Source organism: Exiguobacterium sp. s75 (assembly GCF_018617145.1).
GTDB classification, from domain to species: domain Bacteria; phylum Bacillota; class Bacilli; order Exiguobacteriales; family Exiguobacteriaceae; genus Exiguobacterium; species Exiguobacterium profundum.
In genome coordinates this window covers 1,074,567-1,091,515 of the sequence record NZ_JACSJQ010000001.1, presented here as the reverse complement: position 1 = coordinate 1,091,515, position 16,949 = coordinate 1,074,567, and the positions used below count along the sequence as shown (strand labels likewise).

At 45.4% G+C, this 16,949-nt stretch carries 23 protein-coding genes; 21 read left to right on the top strand and 2 right to left on the bottom strand.

Features of this window, described 5'->3' with window-relative positions:
- The first annotated feature begins 6 nt into the window (after window positions 1-6).
- The 10 genes from KNO68_RS05690 (at window position 7) to KNO68_RS05645 (ending at window position 10,541) form a co-directional block, all read left to right on the top strand.
- Window positions 7-2,208 (top strand): 1,4-alpha-glucan branching protein domain-containing protein, encoded by a 2,202-nt coding sequence (locus tag KNO68_RS05690; protein ID WP_214812940.1) that lies wholly within the window; start codon window positions 7-9, stop codon window positions 2,206-2,208.
- Between the two features lie 84 nt (window positions 2,209-2,292).
- Window positions 2,293-2,457, top strand: coding sequence for a 50S ribosomal protein L33 (gene rpmG / locus KNO68_RS05685; RefSeq protein WP_255313299.1), 165 nt, complete (start codon window positions 2,293-2,295; stop codon window positions 2,455-2,457).
- A gap of 54 nt (window positions 2,458-2,511) precedes the next feature.
- Window positions 2,512-3,066, top strand: a complete 555-nt coding sequence (locus tag KNO68_RS05680) for a 5-formyltetrahydrofolate cyclo-ligase (protein WP_214812938.1) — start codon at window positions 2,512-2,514, stop codon at window positions 3,064-3,066.
- Complete coding sequence (locus KNO68_RS05675; RefSeq protein WP_214812937.1) at window positions 3,045-3,815, top strand: DUF92 domain-containing protein; 771 nt, start codon at window positions 3,045-3,047, stop codon at window positions 3,813-3,815. The genes KNO68_RS05680 and KNO68_RS05675 overlap by 22 nt, the downstream gene beginning before the upstream one ends.
- A 169-nt stretch (window positions 3,816-3,984) precedes the next feature.
- Entirely contained in the window at window positions 3,985-4,941 is a 957-nt protein-coding gene (locus KNO68_RS05670; RefSeq protein ID WP_012726605.1) for an L-lactate dehydrogenase, read from the top strand.
- A gap of 123 nt (window positions 4,942-5,064) precedes the next feature.
- On the top strand, window positions 5,065-6,117 hold the full coding sequence (locus KNO68_RS05665; protein WP_078147124.1) for a rhomboid family intramembrane serine protease: 1,053 nt from the start codon (window positions 5,065-5,067) through the stop codon (window positions 6,115-6,117).
- Window positions 6,118-6,129: 12 nt separating this feature from the next.
- Window positions 6,130-7,152, top strand: coding sequence for a M42 family metallopeptidase (locus KNO68_RS05660; protein WP_078147123.1), 1,023 nt, complete (start codon window positions 6,130-6,132; stop codon window positions 7,150-7,152).
- Window positions 7,149-7,343, top strand: coding sequence for a YqgQ family protein (locus KNO68_RS05655; protein ID WP_012726602.1), 195 nt, complete (start codon window positions 7,149-7,151; stop codon window positions 7,341-7,343). The genes KNO68_RS05660 and KNO68_RS05655 overlap by 4 nt, the downstream gene beginning before the upstream one ends.
- Before the next feature lie 93 nt (window positions 7,344-7,436).
- Complete coding sequence (locus tag KNO68_RS05650) at window positions 7,437-8,399, top strand: ROK family glucokinase (RefSeq protein ID WP_214684026.1); 963 nt, start codon at window positions 7,437-7,439, stop codon at window positions 8,397-8,399.
- Window positions 8,400-8,624: 225 nt separating this feature from the next.
- Window positions 8,625-10,541, top strand: coding sequence for an LTA synthase family protein (locus KNO68_RS05645; RefSeq protein ID WP_214733625.1), 1,917 nt, complete (start codon window positions 8,625-8,627; stop codon window positions 10,539-10,541).
- 115 nt (window positions 10,542-10,656) lie between these two features.
- On the opposite strand, the gene KNO68_RS05640 is transcribed toward KNO68_RS05645, so the two are convergent.
- Window positions 10,657-10,836: a DUF2759 domain-containing protein gene (locus tag KNO68_RS05640; protein ID WP_215112202.1), complete on the bottom strand. Its 180-nt coding sequence runs from the start codon at window positions 10,834-10,836 to the stop codon at window positions 10,657-10,659.
- Window positions 10,837-10,993: 157 nt separating this feature from the next.
- On the opposite strand from KNO68_RS05640, the gene KNO68_RS05635 reads away from it, so the two are divergent.
- Window positions 10,994-11,611 carry an MBL fold metallo-hydrolase gene (locus KNO68_RS05635; RefSeq protein ID WP_214812926.1) on the top strand — a complete coding sequence of 206 codons (618 nt, stop codon included), beginning with the start codon at window positions 10,994-10,996 and terminating at the stop codon, window positions 11,609-11,611.
- 32 nt (window positions 11,612-11,643) lie between these two features.
- Here the strand turns inward: KNO68_RS05635 and KNO68_RS05630 are convergent, their stop codons facing one another.
- Window positions 11,644-11,907 carry a DUF2626 domain-containing protein gene (locus KNO68_RS05630; RefSeq protein WP_012726597.1) on the bottom strand — a complete coding sequence of 88 codons (264 nt, stop codon included), beginning with the start codon at window positions 11,905-11,907 and terminating at the stop codon, window positions 11,644-11,646.
- A gap of 249 nt (window positions 11,908-12,156) precedes the next feature.
- Between KNO68_RS05630 and KNO68_RS05625 the strand changes: the two genes are divergently transcribed.
- The 10 genes from KNO68_RS05625 (at window position 12,157) to KNO68_RS05580 (ending at window position 16,844) form a co-directional block, all read left to right on the top strand.
- On the top strand, window positions 12,157-12,543 hold the full coding sequence (locus KNO68_RS05625; protein ID WP_012726596.1) for a Spx/MgsR family RNA polymerase-binding regulatory protein: 387 nt from the start codon (window positions 12,157-12,159) through the stop codon (window positions 12,541-12,543).
- 58 nt (window positions 12,544-12,601) lie between these two features.
- Window positions 12,602-13,408 carry an ATPase, T2SS/T4P/T4SS family gene (locus KNO68_RS05620; protein ID WP_215112201.1) on the top strand — a complete coding sequence of 269 codons (807 nt, stop codon included), beginning with the start codon at window positions 12,602-12,604 and terminating at the stop codon, window positions 13,406-13,408.
- Entirely contained in the window at window positions 13,390-14,367 is a 978-nt protein-coding gene (locus KNO68_RS05615; RefSeq protein WP_215112200.1) for a type II secretion system F family protein, read from the top strand. The genes KNO68_RS05620 and KNO68_RS05615 overlap by 19 nt, the downstream gene beginning before the upstream one ends.
- A 15-nt stretch (window positions 14,368-14,382) precedes the next feature.
- On the top strand, window positions 14,383-14,685 hold the full coding sequence (locus KNO68_RS05610) for a prepilin-type N-terminal cleavage/methylation domain-containing protein (RefSeq protein WP_031423311.1): 303 nt from the start codon (window positions 14,383-14,385) through the stop codon (window positions 14,683-14,685).
- Between the two features lie 20 nt (window positions 14,686-14,705).
- Entirely contained in the window at window positions 14,706-15,113 is a 408-nt protein-coding gene (locus KNO68_RS05605; RefSeq protein WP_251024855.1) for a prepilin-type cleavage/methylation domain-containing protein, read from the top strand.
- Window positions 15,100-15,336, top strand: a complete 237-nt coding sequence (locus tag KNO68_RS05600) for a hypothetical protein (protein ID WP_047795193.1) — start codon at window positions 15,100-15,102, stop codon at window positions 15,334-15,336. Before KNO68_RS05605 ends, KNO68_RS05600 begins: the two co-directional genes overlap by 14 nt.
- Window positions 15,242-15,586, top strand: a complete 345-nt coding sequence (locus KNO68_RS05595) for a prepilin-type N-terminal cleavage/methylation domain-containing protein (protein ID WP_353047954.1) — start codon at window positions 15,242-15,244, stop codon at window positions 15,584-15,586. Before KNO68_RS05600 ends, KNO68_RS05595 begins: the two co-directional genes overlap by 95 nt.
- Before the next feature lie 103 nt (window positions 15,587-15,689).
- Window positions 15,690-16,028, top strand: a complete 339-nt coding sequence (locus KNO68_RS05590) for a hypothetical protein (RefSeq protein ID WP_143404771.1) — start codon at window positions 15,690-15,692, stop codon at window positions 16,026-16,028.
- Window positions 16,021-16,509, top strand: a complete 489-nt coding sequence (locus KNO68_RS05585) for a shikimate kinase (RefSeq protein ID WP_214684033.1) — start codon at window positions 16,021-16,023, stop codon at window positions 16,507-16,509. The genes KNO68_RS05590 and KNO68_RS05585 overlap by 8 nt, the downstream gene beginning before the upstream one ends.
- Complete coding sequence (locus KNO68_RS05580) at window positions 16,506-16,844, top strand: hypothetical protein (protein WP_078147115.1); 339 nt, start codon at window positions 16,506-16,508, stop codon at window positions 16,842-16,844. Before KNO68_RS05585 ends, KNO68_RS05580 begins: the two co-directional genes overlap by 4 nt.
- The last annotated feature ends 105 nt before the right edge of the window (window positions 16,845-16,949 follow it).

The window sequence follows — 16,949 nt, the reverse complement described above, 5'->3', positions numbered from 1 at the left end:
TTTATTATGAAACCTGGGTACTTTTCACTCGTCCTTCATGCTCATTTACCGTACGTTAGGCATGAAGAGAAACACCGTTTAGAAGAAAGATGGGTTTACGAGGCCATCTCTGAGACATATCTTCCGATTCTATGGCAAGTCGATCGCTTGAAGCGTCCCTTGCATTGGACGGTTAGTATTTCCCCACCTGTCGTTGAAATGCTTGCCGATCCTCTCATTCAGGATCGCTATGTAGAACACTTAGACGATATGCTCGAATTGATTGCCCTCGAATTGTCTGAGGACCGAACAGACGAAGAAACAGCGACGTTACATTTTTATCGTCAACGATACCACGATTTAAAAAATACGTTCCTTCATTGGAATAAAAATTTGAATGAGGCGTTCCGTACATATCGTGAGGCAGGTTATATTGACATGGTGACATGTACGGCAACCCATGGATTTAATCCACATCTCTTCACGGAACAGGCGGCGCGCGCTGAGATTCGTACAGGTTTGAACTGTTTCGAACGTCATTATGGGTTCCGTCCAACAGGCATCTGGTTACCAGAGTGTGCTTATACACCAGGAGTTGATCGGATTCTTTATGAAGAAGGAATTCGCTACACCTTTGTCGATGAACATGCTCTTCTCGACGCAGATCCGACGCCAGAGAAAGGAATTGGAGCCCCTGTTTATTCACCACATGGCATCGCGTTATTCCCTCGGGATCAAATCATCTCAGGTAAAATTTGGAGTTCGATGATCGGATATCCAGGCCATCCGGATTATCGTGAGTTTTACCGCGATTTGGCATACGATCGGGACTGGGACTATATCCAGTCCTTCATGCATCCGGAAGGAATTCGTTTTGATACGGGTTTAAAAATGCACCGGATTACAGGTGATACGGATCAAAAGGATTTCTACGTGCGCGAATGGGCGGAACATCAAATTGAAAACCATGCGACCGATTTTGCCAAAACGTTAGAATCACATCTTGAAGCGCACGGTGCTCAGACATTCCCACCATTTTTAGTCACGGCTCCGTTCGATGCGGAGTTGTTCGGTCACTGGTGGTTTGAGGGGCCAGAGTTTCTTGGGAAAGTAGCAGAGAGACTTGCTGAATTTGGAATTGAAACCATCACGCCAGCGCTCTTCCTTGAACGTCACTTTAAAGATTTACAGACGGTCCACGTGTCGATGAATACATGGGGACGTAAAGGTTATGGTGAAGTTTGGATTAACGAAAGAAATGAGTGGATGCTTCGTCATTTGCACATGATGGAGATGCAACTCGTAAAAGACGTGGCGGACTATCGTAATCAATCGGAAGCGACGAATCGCGCCTTGAAACAATTAATCCGTCATTACGTATTGGCTGTGTCGAGTGACTGGGCGTTCATCTTGGATGGGCAAACGACGGCACAGTATGCCGCCGAACGGTTCCGTGAACACACACGACTCTTTGCAGAACTGGAAACGGCACTCTATCAGGATGGAGTATCCGAACAGTTGCTACATGATCATTACGCTGCATATCCATTTCTTCAGGATGAAGACATCGATATTGATTCGTTCCTATCTCCTCACGATTACTATGTGACAACCGAGCGGGAAGAAGAAAAACCAGCCATTTTGGTGCTCACGCCTGAATATCACGGTCATATCGTTGGAGGACTCGGAAGACGGGTCGTCGACGAAATCGAGGCGAGAGCGGACGATGGCGAAGTCGTCTATGTATTAACGCCATATCATGACGAGTTGCCTGAGTATGAGCGACAAGGAAACATACATGTGTATCGTGTTCGTCCAACTAGTCCATTTTTAGAGCATGTCATGAACCAGGTGGCAACACAAAATATCGCCTATGTAAAACTGGTTCATGAACTTTCGAAACGTGTTTCCTTCAAAGTGGTTCACCACTTCGATTGGATGACGATTCCTGCTGCAAGAGAACTTGCGCAATCCCTTGCGCTTCCGTTATACTCAACTATGTTGTCCTTTGAAGCGACTCGCAATCCGCATGGTCACGGTGGTTTATTCGATGCAATCCATCGAATCGAAAACAGCGTGTTTCCTGCATCAGAACGCGTATATGTCGGGGAAGAGATCTCGATTCACGACCTAAAACAATGGTATAAGGTGAGCGAGAACGTCAACACATGCCTACCTATAGAGACTTCTCCATATGGACAGGAATCAATGAAAAAGAACGTGAAATAACCTTGCTTTTTCATAAGAAACTTGGTAGGATAATTGAGTATGCTTAGACTGTAAAGCAAAAGCACTTGATACAACATCATTAAGATGGGAGTGAAAGAAATGCGCGTTAAAATTACATTAGCTTGCACAGAAACAGGCGATCGCACGTACATCACGAAGAAAAACAAACGTAACAACCCTGAGCGCCTCGAGTTGCGCAAATACAACCCACGTCTCCGTCGTCACACGCTTTACCGCGAAGTGAAGTAATGAGGGACCGGCCGTCACATATGTGGCGGCTTTTTTTGTAAGGAGGAATACGTTGTGGAAGAGAAAACAGCGCTGCGGCGCACGATTCATCAATACATCAAACAAATGGCGGATCGACATCATGCGGACGAAGTCATTCACCAATCATTATTTGCCTCGGACTTATGGATTGAAAGTCAAACAATCGCGCTAACGTTGTCACTCCCGCTAGAAATTGATACGTCCCCGATTATTCATATGGCCTTTAAAGAAGGAAAAACGGTCTGCGTCCCGAAAGTAACGGAGCGGGGACTTACGTTTCACATCATTCATTCATTTGATGATTTGGAAGAGGGAGTCATGAATATTTTAGAGCCGACCACTCCAGCGACGACGCAAGTGATCGACCTTTGTCTTGTTCCGGGGCGTGTTTTCGATCGAACCGGTTATCGTATCGGTTGGGGTGGGGGCTATTATGATCGCTATTTAAAAACCTATAAAGGTAGAACACTTGCTTTGGCATATACCGTTCAGCTTGTCGATCATGTACCAACTGAACCGCACGACCTACCTGTTCAATGGATCGTAACAGAAAAGGAGATGATTCAGTGTTCGCCATATTCGCTGTAACATGTTTCGTCGCCTATCTCGGTTATCGGTTACGGTCGTTGACTCGCTCTGGGGCGCTGTTGACAGTCGTGACCGGTACGGTGATCGGATTCTCGTTCGGGTGGTTCGGTCTATACTTGCTTGGCGTGTTTTTTTCGACTTCTTCTCTCGCTTCGAAATATCGCTCTCACGATAAAAAAGGGGTCGATGAGATCGTCGAGAAGACGGGGGCTCGCGATGCCATGCAAGTGTTAGCTAACGGTGGGATAGGGATTTTATGTGCACTCGGTTATCAATTGACGAATGACCCGGTCTACCTCTATATGTATGTCGTTTCCATCGCGGCGGCGACGAGCGATACGTGGGGATCTGAATTCGGTGTCCTATCGAAACTGAAACCTCGGTTCATGTTTACCTTTAAGCGAGTCGAACCGGGAACGAGTGGCGCCGTCTCGACGTTCGGTACCGTCATGTCGATGTTCGGTGCACTGTTGATTGTCGTATCCTCTCTTGTGTTCATCGACTTAAAGGTCACGCATCTCCTTTTATTATGGGTGATTGGATTAACTGGTAGCATCATTGACACGCTTCTCGGCGCGACATTCCAACGAACGTTTCGTTGTACAGTCTGCGGAAAATTGACGGAGCAAAAAATACATCACGACGTGCCGACGAGTTACGTGTCGGGATGGCGTTTTCTCGGAAATGATGCGGTAAATTTTCTTTCAGTATGTGGAGCGACGTTGATTTGTTTTTTTGTGTTTGGATGAGGGTAGTACAGAAAATGAAGGTGTTCCAAACGAATGTGAATATTGTCACAATATCGCCAAAGTGAAAACGGTTTCCGCTGTAGTTTGAGTTTGTGAATGATGTTACAATCTATTTGTAACAGAGATAACAAAAACATGAAACAGATTGTTTGAAGGGTGGAGAATCATTATGGAAACATTAAATCATGCTAAAGTAACACGAGTCGCACTTGTAGGGGCTGGGGCAGTAGGTGCGAGTTTCGCTTACCAGTTGACGACAGCTAGTCTATGTGAAGAACTTGTCATCATCGATATCAATAAAGCCAAGGCAGAAGGAGAAGCGATGGACTTGAACCATGGGGTTTCATTCGCTTCATCACCGATGCGCGTCTGGGCAGGGGACTATTCGGATTGTGGCGTCGCTGATATCGTGGTCATCACTGCTGGCGCACCACAGCGTCCAGGTGAAACACGTCTTGATCTCGTTGAAAAAAATGCGAAGATTATGAAATCTATGATTTCAGACATCATGGACTCTGGTTTTGACGGAATTATCATTATTGCTTCAAACCCGGTCGACATCATGACACATCTCGCATGGAAATATTCTGGTCTTCCGAAACATCGTGTCTTCGGTTCAGGAACAGTGCTTGATACGTCTCGCTTGCGTTACATGCTCGGAGACTATTTCAACGTCGACCCGCGTAACTGTCACGCCTACATTATGGGTGAGCATGGTGATACGGAGTTTGCTGCCTGGAGCAACGCTCGTATATATGGAAAATCGGTCGAGCAACTACTTGAAGAGCATGATGAGTACAGCTGGGAAGACCTTGAAGACATCTATGTCAACGTTCGTGACGCAGCATATCATATCATTGAACGTAAAGGTGCGACGTACTATGCGATTGGACTCGGTCTCCTTCGGTTGGTCAAGGCTGTCCTTCGTAACGAGAACACGTTGTTGACAGTCGGTGCCCATCTTGATGGTGAGTATGGATTGCACGATATCCATATCGGTGTACCAGCAATCATCAACCGTCAAGGCGTTCGTGAAGTCGTTGAGATTGAGTTGTCACAAGAAGAGCATGAGAAAATGCAACATTCTGCGAACGTACTCATGAAAACGATGGAACCTGTCTTGTAATCTCCATCCTTTGGAAACCCGTAGCCATTTGGTTACGGGTTTTTATACATATAGAACGAATCATCGTTTGGTCGTGGGTCGTGTCGTGATTTACAATAGAATTGAGAGAGAGGAGGGGTTTCGTTGGCGACAACTTGTTTTTGGGAAGATATTTATCGAAAGGTCGAAAACGGTGGGCGAATTGAAGGCATACTCGAACCCTCCCGTGCGGTCATCTTATTCGATACGAAAGCAGGTGATCGGTATGATTTGTTCATTCAGACTGAAAAAGCATGGGCGAATCACGTTGGGATGGATATACACGCGATTTTGAACGCATTTCGCTTATCTCGCATCGGGCGGAAACGATTGACCATTCATGTTTATGGTGAGCGTCTCGTGGATGAAGAGCGTGTAGACTCGTTGACGTTTCAAATCCCTGCGAAAGTGACATTGTCCCGTTCGATTTGCACACCGACTATGGAAGAAGACCGGTTCCGACTGCTAGCGGTCTCCCTCGACCGGAAAAAGAAAGCGGATCTGAAGAAACGTTTTTCCTTCGGAAAACCACAAGTGGTGTATGGGCTACTGTTCGTCACCTTTTTAGTCATGTGGTTAGCCGAATCGGTCGGTTCGACGCTTGATCCAAACACGTTGGTCGCATTCGGGGCCAAAGTGAACCCGTTGATTGAACAAGGGGAATGGTGGCGTTTGATTACACCGATGTTCCTGCATATCGGTTGGTTCCACTTTGCAATTAATATGTTTGCACTTTGGTCGCTCGGTCCGCTCGTCGAACGGATGTACGGCTCCATACGATTTTTAATCATCTACCTGCTCAGTGGAATATTAGCGACATCCGCATCGTTTGCATTCAGCGAATCGATATCAGCAGGCGCTTCAGGGGCGCTATTTGGATTGGTCGGTGCGCTCTTGTACTTTGGGTTGCGGGATCGTTCTCTCTTCATGAAGACGCTCGGACCTCCGCTCTTTATTATGTTAGGATTAAACGTAGGACTTGCGTTTGTATTAGGTGCAGGTCTTGACCATTTCGCGCATGCGGGAGGTCTGATTGGTGGTTTTGTCGTCTCGGGGGTCGTCGGGCTACCGGATGAGAAGAACCGTATACAACGAATCTTATTTTCCGTACTCACCATCTCGATGTTTGGACTATTCGTCGGGTACGGATTTTGGTAAGGGGAGAATTCAATGATTGAAACATTAAAAACACTCGTTAACATCCCGAGTCCTTCCGGGATGACGGAAGAGGCCATCCGCTTCGCGGAGCAAGAATTGAATGCACTGGGTGTCAAGACGTCACGTCTACATAAAGGGGCACTGCTGGCCACATTTTCAGGTCGTTCTGGCAAGGCGCGTCTGTTGACGGCACACGTGGACACACTCGGTGCGATGGTCAAAGACATCTTGCCGAGCGGGCGTCTTCGTTTGACTCAAGTGGGAGGATACGCATGGACGGCGATTGAGGGAGAGAACTGCCTCGTCCACCGTGAAGAAGGAGAGGCGATTGAAGGAACGATCTTGATCCATCAGTCAAGTGTTCACGTCTATAAGGACACGAACTCTGCCGAGCGATCTGCATCAAACATCGAAGTCCGATTGGATGAAAAAGTGCATTCTCGTGAAGATGTGACGGCGCTTGGGATTGAAATCGGGGACTTCGTTTCATTCGACCCTCGCTTTCAAGTGACCTCTTCAGGATACGTGAAATCACGCCACTTGGATGATAAGGCGTCGGTCGCCATTCTATTGGACCTTGCGAAAGACTTAATCCGTTATGACTTACCGCATACCGTTCACTTCTTGATCTCGAATTATGAAGAGGTCGGATTTGGAGGGAACGCGGGTATTCCGGAAGACGTCGTGGAATACATTGCCGTTGATATGGGTGCGCTCGGGGATGGACAGCATTCCGATGAGTATACAGTCTCGATTTGTGCCAAGGATTCATCTGGACCGTATGATATCGGGTTACGACGGAAGTTCACGGCGTTATGTAAAGCTCATGAGATCGCGTATAAGGTAGATATTTATCCGTACTATGGGTCAGATGCGTCAGCGGCGATTCGAGCAGGGTATGATGTGCGACATGCCTTGATTGGGCCAGGAATCGAATCGAGCCATAGTTATGAGCGAACGCATCTGTCATCAATGGAAGCAACGCGAGAATTGTTAAATCGTTATGTACAATCGACGATGGAGGAAGAAGCATGAAAAACTTTTATGATGTCCAACAGTTTTTAAAATCGTTCGGTACCATTATTTACATCGGAGAACGGGATGCTGAAATCTCACTCATGATGATGGAACTCGACGAATTGTATGAAGGGGGCATCATCGAACAACGTGTGTACGATACGGCCAAAATCATTTTGACCCACGAATTAAAAAATTCAACAGATTGACAGAAATCCCCTTAGTGCAAAGGGTTGCACTAAGGGGATAATAGTGTACACTATTCAATGAAAGCGATTTAGTTGAGATGAGGAGTGAACGGTATGAAATGGTTATTAGGTATCGACATCGGTGGTACGACGGTGAAGATGGCCGTTTTAGACATGAACGGCATCATTTCGGATAAGTGGGAAGTCAAAACGGATATTCGAGAGAATGGTGTACATATTCCAAAAGACATCGCAGCTTCTTTTGAAACATACTTACAAACATCAGGTAAGAAGAAAGAAGATTTTGCGGGTGCGGGAATCGGGGCACCAGGATTCGTCGACTTCTCAGAAGGAGTTGTCGAATATTCTCCGAACATCGGGTGGAAAGATTTTGCACTCGTGAGTGAGTTCGAAAAAGCAGTCGGTCTTCCGGCCGTGCTCGAAAATGATGCGAACGCCGCGGCCCTTGGTGAGATGTGGAAAGGTGCCGGCGAAGGGGCGTCAGAATTATTGGCGATCACGCTCGGTACAGGTGTCGGTGGTGGCGTGATCACGAACGGGAATATCGTTCATGGGACGGCAGGAATGGCCGGAGAAATCGGGCATATTACCGTGGAACGAGACGAAACGAAGGCTGTGAAGTGTGGTTGTGGTCGCCTCGGGTGTATCGAGACGATTGCTTCAGCGACCGGCATCTCGCGTCTGGCGTTACAGAAGCGTAAGAATCAAGATACTTCATTAAACGAGTTAAAAGAAGTGACTGCACGTGACGTGTTTGAAGCATATAAGGCTGGTGACTCGATCGCGACAGAAGTCATTGACGAGATGACGGAATACCTCGGCTTGACCATCTCGAACATCGCGAACACGCTCAATCCGAAAATGATTGTCATCGGTGGAGGCGTCTCAAAAGCTGGCGACGCGTTATTGGAGCCGCTTGATGCACAGTTCAAACGGTTTGCGCTCGAGCGGGTATACGAGTCGACAACATTCAAAATCGCTGAACTCGAAAACGATGCCGGTGTGATTGGATGTGCTTGGCTGGCACGGAAACACTTCCTTCCGACACGAGTATGAAACGGACGCGTCTGCACATTGCAGGCGTGTTTTTTTGTGGGAAAGGGTATGGGATATTGTAAAATTTGTAACGTCACAGTTGATTTTTTATTAAAAAAGGGGTAAGATTTGGACTTGATACTGGACGTGTACTATTCAATCCGAATTGTACAATGAATGAACAAATATAAATAAAGAATGGCAACTAAAACATGCCGAAAACTGAAAAGAGGAGGAGACCGTCAGATGAATTCATCTCAACGCTTTTCGAAGCTATCGACGAGACTGAACGACACGGTCCGCGCTTCGTTTCAAGAATATCGTCTATTTTGGATTTTTACGTTATTGCTTTGGACGAAGACGTATATCGTCTATCAATTTTTCTTCAACATTCCGATTGAAAACACCGCACAAGCTTTTATCTTACTGATTAGCCCAATCAGTTCGACATTATTCTTGTTTGCCTTCCATTTCTTCTTTAAAGGTAACAAACAAAAATGGGTGCTCTACACGCTCTATGCGATTGCATCGTTTATCTTGTTTGCGGACGCCGTGTATTATCGGGAATTCACGGACTATTTGACAATGCCTGTCATCATGCAACCATCGAACATGGAAACGTTATCGACATCATTCACTTCGCTTCTTGAATGGAAAGATTTAATCATTCTTGGTGACGTGTTTATCCTTCCGTTTATCTTATGGCGAATGAACATGAAAGAGAATGCAGCTTCACATCGACGTGCGCTCGTCACATTCGTCGTAGCGGTCTCTGTCTTCTTGTTCAACCTTTTGCTAGCAGAAACGGAACGGCCTGAATTGTTGACTCGTTCATTTGACCGTGAGCTGTTGGTGAAAAACATCGGAACATTTAACTTCCATGTGTATGATGCCATGCTCCAAACGAAAACATCGGCTCAAAAAGCGATGGCGGATGAATCAGAACTCGCAACGATTGAACAATTCACCCGTCAAAACTATGCGGCGCCGAATCCGGATTTATTCGGAAAATATAAAGGGAAAAATGTCATCGTGGTTTCATTCGAATCTGCGCAGAATTTTACTCACAACATGAAGGCGCCGAATGGAGAGTACATCACGCCGAACTTGAACAAACTGATTGAAGAGTCTCACTACTGGCCGAACTACTACCATACAGTCGGTCAAGGGAAGACTTCTGATGCTGAGTTCGCACTCGATAACTCACTATATGGACTCCCGCGTGGTGCTGTATACTTTACGAACGCCGATAACGAATATCAAGCGCTCCCTGAGTTGGTCAAGGACGAAAATTATTACTCAGCCGTGTTCCATGCGAATAACAAATCGTTCTGGAACCGCGATCAAATGTACAAGAACATTGGCGTCGATCAATTCTTTGATGAAAAGAGTTATGACCTCGGGAATCCTGAAGACATGACAGAATGGGGTCTCTTAGACGATAGTTTCTTCGAACAATCTATTCCAATGCTTCAAGAATTGCCTGAACCGTACTACGCGAAGTTCATCACATTGACGAACCACTTCCCGTACACGATGCCAAGTGAAGACTATGAGCTTGTACCAAAATTTGAAACGAGCTCAACTACGTTGAACAACTTCCCGCAAGCACTAGCTTATCAAGATTACGCACTCGGTCTCTTCATCGACCAGTTGAAAGAGAATGGAATGTGGGAAGATACAATCTTTGTCGTCTACGGTGACCATTACGGAATTTCGACGAACCACAACAGTGCGATGGCCGAGCTACTCGGCAAAGATGAGTTGACACCATTCGACGTGGCGAAGTTGCAACAAGTTCCGTTTGCCATTCACTTACCTGACCAGAAAGAAGGGGAAGTGCATGAGACGATCGGTAGTCATGTCGACATGAAACCGACCATCTTGCACTTACTTGGAATCGACACGTCAGATACGATTGGATTCGGAAACGACTTATTCTCTGAAAATCGAAACAGCCGCGCGATTTTCCGCGACGGAACGGTCGTGACGGATGAATATGTTTGGACACAGTCGACATGTTATAACGCGACTTCTGGTGAAGTAGTCGAAGATACGTCGTTATGTGGTCCGATGACGGAAGAAGCGGAAAAAATCTTGCAAATGAACGATGATTTGATTTACTCCGACTTACTCCGTTTCAAAGAACAAACTGAAGAATAATGAGTACGGACCAAGTCACATAGTGATTTGGTCCGTTTTTATGTAGAGGGAATGAACGTATAGAAAGGCATAAAAAAAGCGACCGAAGTCGCTTGATGATTGCATATGCGAATCATTAACCTGGAATTCCACCGTAGATCAACGTGGCGACACCAAAGAATCCGAATACGAGTACAGTTAAACCTGCAAAAATGAGCGGAAAGAATTGGCGTTTTTGGAATGAACGAAGCATTCCCCAAATAGCCACAATCGCGACGATGACGGAAATCCATCCGAACGGTTCATACAAATGCATGACGAGTTCCCCCTTTAATTATACGTCATGAAATTCATAAAAATTTCACTGAAATATCATTATTATTTTATCCGATTATAGAGTCGCTGTCGAGCAAAGGTTGACATCGAAACAATTTTGCCACAATATTGTTTTGAATAAGAAGGGGGTGAATCCTATGCAAATCAAAAAGATTACGTCTGGCTTGGCACAAGAGAACGGCTATGTGATTGAAAAAGGCGGCACTGTCGTCGTCATTGACCCCGGAACGGATGACCCGAGGTTCTTCGATACAATCGAACGTTTCGGTACACTTTCAGCAATCTTGTTGACTCATGCACACTTCGATCATATCGGAGGAATCGATGCGCTCCGTGAACGTTACCAGGTACCAGTCTATGTACACCGCTTAGAAGCGGATTGGCTGACAGATGGCGAAAAGAATGGCGCTTCTGCGTTCAACTTGCCGATGCCTTCAATGAAACCGGCAGAAAAAACATACGAAGGTGATGTATTAGAAATTGGGAACATCGTATTTCGAATCTATCATACGCCGGGTCATTCCCCAGGGAGTGTCGTATTGTATATGGATGATGAAAGAATCGCCTTTTGTGGTGACTTGATCTTTAAGCAATCCGTCGGACGGACAGACCTGTTCGGTGGAGACCAGTCGACATTAATGGGGTCCATCGATCGGATGAAGCAGCTCCTTCCTGATGAGACGACGTTATACTCGGGGCACGGTCCTATGACGACGCTAGAAGAAGAAAAGCGGACAAATCCGTTCTTCACATAAAAAAAGATTGTCTCCGGCGAGACAATCTTTTTTTACATTTGGAAGTTGCTCCAATACGTAAAGACAACGAAGAAAATTGTCAAATACGCGCCGAAGACATATACATACGTTTTTTCAGTTAGTTTTAAGTAACCAAGAGCGACGAAGAAAATCGTTTGTGCTAAGAAGACAAGTCCCATAACGATAAAGTCGCCAGTATGTTCACTACTACTTTGGTCGCCGCCTAGTGCGCCTACGAAAGCAAGTGCCGCTACTAGTCCAGTCCAAAAGCCTAGGACACGAAACATTCTTGCCATGTTAATCCCCCCATACGTGCATTATTCCATTCTCATTCACTATTTTACCAACACATTCGAAAAAATGCTATGGAAACGTGATAATTGAGCAAAATAATCGTGAAAAATATGTGAAATCATTTCGGTAAATAAAGTTGTACAAAATTTATAAAAAAGTTGCACAAAACATGTACAAACGGGGTATAGAGATGTATAATCAACTTATACAAAATGAGCGAAGTGAAAGTTGAATGAGGGAGGAACATAAAAATGGCATCAGAACTAATGTTTTACACGTATCCAAGCTGTACTTCTTGTCGGAAGACGAAAGCGTTTTTACAAGAACAAGAACTTCAAGTGAGTGAGCGTCACATTTTCAGAGATGCACCAACAGTTGATGAATTGTTGCAACTCCTTGCAATCAGTGAGGAAGGAGTCGATTCTCTCCTTGCGACGCGAAGCCAGGCCTTCAAACAACTTGATGTTGACGTGGAGGATTTGAAATTAAGCGAGCTTCTTAAGCTGATGAGCGAAAACCCAAAACTTTTGAAGCGTCCAATCTTAACTGATGGAAAAGAAGTGATTGTCGGATATGACAAGGTTTCAATCGAAACATATGCACGTCGCCACAACACTGCAGCGGTTCAAGTTTCATAAAACAAGTCCACTTTCAACATAGTGGGCTTTTTTTTATGCTTGTATCGAGGTGAACGAGATGAAGGAACTCATTGAGGATTTAGTAGATGCAGCACGTCAAATCGGTGCGAGTGATCTTCATTTTATACCCGATGCAAACCAAGTAAAGGTTCAAGTCCGTTCTGCTAGTAAACTTGCTGCGCTTCAATCGATGGATGCAGAGCTTTATGATCGCCTTACATATCATATGCGATATTGGTGTTCACTACCTGAATCTAATCAACGCATTCCACAATCCGGGGTCTATGAATTGAATCAAGATGTCATCCGGGTGACCTTTCTCCCGTCGTTCGCCCAGACGTTAATGTCTTGGCGCATTCCCCATGACACGTTTGAACTTCAGCACCTGTTACAATCACACGATGTGGAACGATTTCAGAAAGTCGTGGCATCACATCATGGTCTTTTCTTTATAGGGGGTTCTACCGGAGCAGGCAAGACGACGGTACTGTATGCCCTGTTGAATCAGCTGAAGCATGAGCGGATTGTGACGATTGAAAATCCTCCAGAACAAATGGTCGGTGGTGTCATTCAGCTGGAAGTGAATGCTAAGGCTGGACTAAGCCATCGACACTTGTTGAAAGAGACGCTTCGTGCCGACCCGGATATCATCGTGATTGGCGAGGTACGGACCGATGAAGAATTGATGGTCGCATACGATGCAGCGCTCAGTGGGCATTTGACGATTACAACCTTTCATACCGCATCGATTCAGGATGGGGAAAAGCGGCTGATGCAACTTCTTGGTAAGGCGACCGTGGAAAGACATTGGTGTGTACTGACTCGAAATCAGGAGGTGACTTGCGAATGGTCGACGTTCCGGTAATCCCATCGATCCGACTGATTCATCGTTTTCTTCGTCTACAATCACGAGGTGTGTCATTGAAAGTGACCATGGAGACGCTTGAACTTCATGAGAAGGGAAAAATGAAAGACTGTATTCGAGAGATGAGGATTCGTCTAGAAGCGGGTGTGAGTTTGTCTGAGGTATTTTCCATCTTGATCACGAATCGGCAGATGCAAGAGATTTTACATACGGCGGACCACAACGGACGATTTATGGATGGATTGTCGCAAGTGGCGATGGTACTCGAGATGCGACAACGGTTAAAGCAGGAGCTGCGGAGGCTAATTCGCTATCCGTTGATTATCTTCTTCATCCTACTTGCATTAGGCATGATTTATGCCTTATACATTTTCCCGAAATTAATGGGAATGGTAGATGTCTCGTCGCACGGCGGTGTGGGGTCGATTCTATTGTCGAATTGGTTCTTTCCTGTACTGTTTTCTATATTCGTAGCAATCGCGATTCTCATATATGGATTCCATCGTCGAGGAGTAGAGCTCCCTTTTTACGTATGGAGACGCGGGAAAACACTCTATATGACCTATGTGTTTGTAAGTGAATTGTCCTTGCTCCAACATACTGAAACGAATATCAGGCAGATTATCAGTCGGCTAGCCGAGGAAGAGGGGGAAATGGCAGAGATGGCCAAGCGAATTCACTATCGCATGTCTGAAGGTGAAGGGATTGAAGCGGCGACGAGGTGTGAACCGTTTATCGATCATGAGGTCGTGAGTCTATTAGGTGTGGGATCGATGAGTGGGGAACTTGGTAAATTGATGTCTCTTCATCGCGAGCTTGTATTCGAAGAGATGGAGCAATATAGTCGGGGTTTGATTGAGAAAATTGAACCGTCTTTATACGGCATCCTCAGTGTCATGATCGGTGTTCTTTTTTACACACTCTATTTACCGGTCAAACTCATTATGGCTCAATTGTGAAAGGAGAAAGATGAAATGAAGGAAGAGCGTGGGTTCACATTAGTTGAGATGGCGGCAGTATTACTCATTATATCCGTTCTTCTCTTGTTACTTGTCCCTTCTTTGTCGGACGGGAAATCTCGTGCTGACCAAGTGAGTTGCGAAGGTAGTGTTCGAATCGTTGAATCTGAAATCAATTTGCACTATGCGGAACATAAGGCCTATCCTGAAACGTTAGAAGTGATTAAGCGTGCATCGGCTGCAGATCCACTCGTTTATAGCTGTCAATCCTCGACCTATACGTATTCTCCGACTGATGGCTCCTTAAAAAAACAATGAAAGGCTACACCTTGGTCGAAATGACATGGGTACTTCTCGTATTGTCGTTCTTAGTATTGATGAGTGCACCGATTACGAGACCGTTCGAACGAATGGAACTCTACAATTTTACGGATTCATTGGTAGCGAATATTCAAGAAGCTGGGCAATTTCCCTATATTTCAGAAGAGGGAGATTGTGTGCCGCGATTGATTTGGATTTCCAAACAACAAACTTATCTGATTGTGTGTGGGAGAGAGATCGTCAGGGAGGTTGATGTTCCTGATGGGGTGGATGTATATCTTCCGACGTACAACACGTTGACCTTTTCACAAGCGACCGCCTCTTATGCGGGACAATGGAAATTCGTCAGTGGAAAGACATCGGTGACGCTCAAATTTCGAATCGGGACGTATGAGCCGGAGGTGATTATTCGTGAAAGTGGATGAATCGGGTTTCTCGTTATGGGAGCTGACTGTCAGTCTTGCGGTCATCATGGGATGGATTTTCATACTGGCATCCTTTGTCGTGCAAGGGAATGAACGAATCCAACGGTTGAGTGACACGCTCTTCATCTATGAACGATTACAAGGAGAGGTTCTGCTTGAAGCCACTGAACCAACAGGGCGTGAGCAAGTGTGTGAGAAAGGATTTTGTTTACCGACATTATGAAAAGGGCTTTACGATGATTGAAATGACGGTCGTTTTGCTGATCCTTCCCATATTTCTTTTCCTTTTGGTTGAACTGCTCACGCTCGGTCAACATCTTTATGAACAGCCTAAATGGAATCATCATACGACGCCTCAACTGATTGTGCGCCGTCTGATGGATAGCGAGAACTGTCGTGTTGACGAAGGGCGGTTACGAGGTGATTTCGTCAAATCGGATGAGGAGCGGTGGTCATGGACATCAAACAAGTAAATGGCAATTTGGTCATGGTCGGAGATGGAGGAGGAAACTTACTCTTTTTAAGAGGAATCGAGCAGTATCATGTCGAAACGGTCGGAAAGGGTTTTCGAATCGCATGGACCGATTCATCGTTCAGAAGAGAGCGGCACGTCATGTGCATGAAACAGGATTCTTTCTCGTCATCACCTTGACCATCGTTGTTTGGTTACTCGGGGCCGCGTTATTTTGGTATACTGATGTGGAACGAACGACGAGGCGACTGTCAGAGGAAATCTTAGCGATTCGCTTCGAATCGCATCTGTTATTGGCGAAGGAGCGTTGCGGTGATCGACCGTTAACGCTGCATAAACCAACGGGAACTCTGACGTGTCGTCCGATTGCACCGAATCGTACTGAAGTGAATATCGTGCTAACATCTGGTGAACGGCATAAAGAGGTGATTGTTTATGAATGAAAACCCGTTTTATATCGTGGGGTTTATGGGTACAGGTAAATCTACCTTATTCTCGTTTCTGAAAGAATATGGGGAGGTCATCGATCTTGATTTAGTCATTGAGTCTATGACTGGGATGGAGATCGCTACATATTTTGACCGCAATGGTGAGTCTGCGTTTCGTGATGTTGAGTCAAAAGTACTGCAACAAGTCACTGCTGACTATATCCTGACCGGTGGCGGAGTGGTGGAACGCTCTGAAAATATATGTTGGATGCGAGAACGTGGTACGATGATCCATTTAAATCTTCCGTTCGACATGTGTTGGGAACGAATCAAAGATTCTGCGCGGCCACTTGTTAAAAGAGGACGGGAGGATGTTCATGCGTTGTTTCAACGACGTGATCAATTATATCGAAAAGCGAGTGTATCCATCGATGCATCTCAATCGTCTGAAGACATCGCCAAGCAAATCATCCGTATAAAGGGGGAAAAAGTATGATTTGGATTAATTTTGCCATCATCGTATTTTCATTAATCGGACTTGGGATATATGGTTATCTCTTGTTCAAAAACAAAATGAAACCAGAATTTGGTCGTTTGAATCGTCTGACGGAACGTTTTAAAATTCGGGCGGATGTGATTGGTCAACAGGTCAATGAAATCAAAGGGCACGTGGATGCGGTCAATCGATCCGTTACTCAATTAAAAGAGTTTGGGGTCAATGCGAAGAATGAATCGATTGAATTAAAGCAAGCCGCCGTCGAGCTAACTCATGAAATCAAACGGACAGCGGGAATTGAACGTTCTGACGTTTCCACCGAGTCGAAAATATGAAATAATGAGGATGAAAACGTTTTCGTTTTTCATCCTTTTTCTTTTTCGCTTTTTTACCTATGCAGAAGGAATAAAAATTGTTAAAGTGGAATGGAAAACGAAAGA

Excerpts from the sequence above, each read along its gene's own strand:
- KNO68_RS05635 (WP_214812926.1), top strand. The coding sequence starts at position 10,994 with ATGCAAATCAAAAAGATTACGTCTGGCTTGGCACAAGAGAACGGCTAT.
- KNO68_RS05590 (WP_143404771.1), top strand. The coding sequence starts at position 15,690 with ATGGACCGATTCATCGTTCAGAAGAGAGCGGCACGTCATGTGCATGAA.
- KNO68_RS05615 (WP_215112200.1), top strand. The coding sequence starts at position 13,390 with ATGGTCGACGTTCCGGTAATCCCATCGATCCGACTGATTCATCGTTTT.
- KNO68_RS05610 (WP_031423311.1), top strand. The coding sequence starts at position 14,383 with ATGAAGGAAGAGCGTGGGTTCACATTAGTTGAGATGGCGGCAGTATTA.
- KNO68_RS05605 (WP_251024855.1), top strand. The coding sequence starts at position 14,706 with ATGACATGGGTACTTCTCGTATTGTCGTTCTTAGTATTGATGAGTGCA.
- KNO68_RS05690 (WP_214812940.1), top strand. The coding sequence starts at position 7 with ATGAAACCTGGGTACTTTTCACTCGTCCTTCATGCTCATTTACCGTAC.
- KNO68_RS05620 (WP_215112201.1), top strand. The coding sequence starts at position 12,602 with ATGAAGGAACTCATTGAGGATTTAGTAGATGCAGCACGTCAAATCGGT.
- KNO68_RS05640 (WP_215112202.1), bottom strand. The coding sequence starts at position 10,836 with ATGCATTTGTATGAACCGTTCGGATGGATTTCCGTCATCGTCGCGATT.
- rpmG (WP_255313299.1), top strand. The coding sequence starts at position 2,293 with ATGGGAGTGAAAGAAATGCGCGTTAAAATTACATTAGCTTGCACAGAA.
- KNO68_RS05595 (WP_353047954.1), top strand. The coding sequence starts at position 15,242 with ATGAACGATTACAAGGAGAGGTTCTGCTTGAAGCCACTGAACCAACAG.
- KNO68_RS05650 (WP_214684026.1), top strand. The coding sequence starts at position 7,437 with ATGAAATGGTTATTAGGTATCGACATCGGTGGTACGACGGTGAAGATG.
- KNO68_RS05580 (WP_078147115.1), top strand. The coding sequence starts at position 16,506 with ATGATTTGGATTAATTTTGCCATCATCGTATTTTCATTAATCGGACTT.
- KNO68_RS05645 (WP_214733625.1), top strand. The coding sequence starts at position 8,625 with ATGAATTCATCTCAACGCTTTTCGAAGCTATCGACGAGACTGAACGAC.
- KNO68_RS05625 (WP_012726596.1), top strand. The coding sequence starts at position 12,157 with ATGGCATCAGAACTAATGTTTTACACGTATCCAAGCTGTACTTCTTGT.
- KNO68_RS05655 (WP_012726602.1), top strand. The coding sequence starts at position 7,149 with ATGAAAAACTTTTATGATGTCCAACAGTTTTTAAAATCGTTCGGTACC.
- KNO68_RS05630 (WP_012726597.1), bottom strand. The coding sequence starts at position 11,907 with ATGGCAAGAATGTTTCGTGTCCTAGGCTTTTGGACTGGACTAGTAGCG.
- KNO68_RS05660 (WP_078147123.1), top strand. The coding sequence starts at position 6,130 with ATGATTGAAACATTAAAAACACTCGTTAACATCCCGAGTCCTTCCGGG.
- KNO68_RS05670 (WP_012726605.1), top strand. The coding sequence starts at position 3,985 with ATGGAAACATTAAATCATGCTAAAGTAACACGAGTCGCACTTGTAGGG.
- KNO68_RS05585 (WP_214684033.1), top strand. The coding sequence starts at position 16,021 with ATGAATGAAAACCCGTTTTATATCGTGGGGTTTATGGGTACAGGTAAA.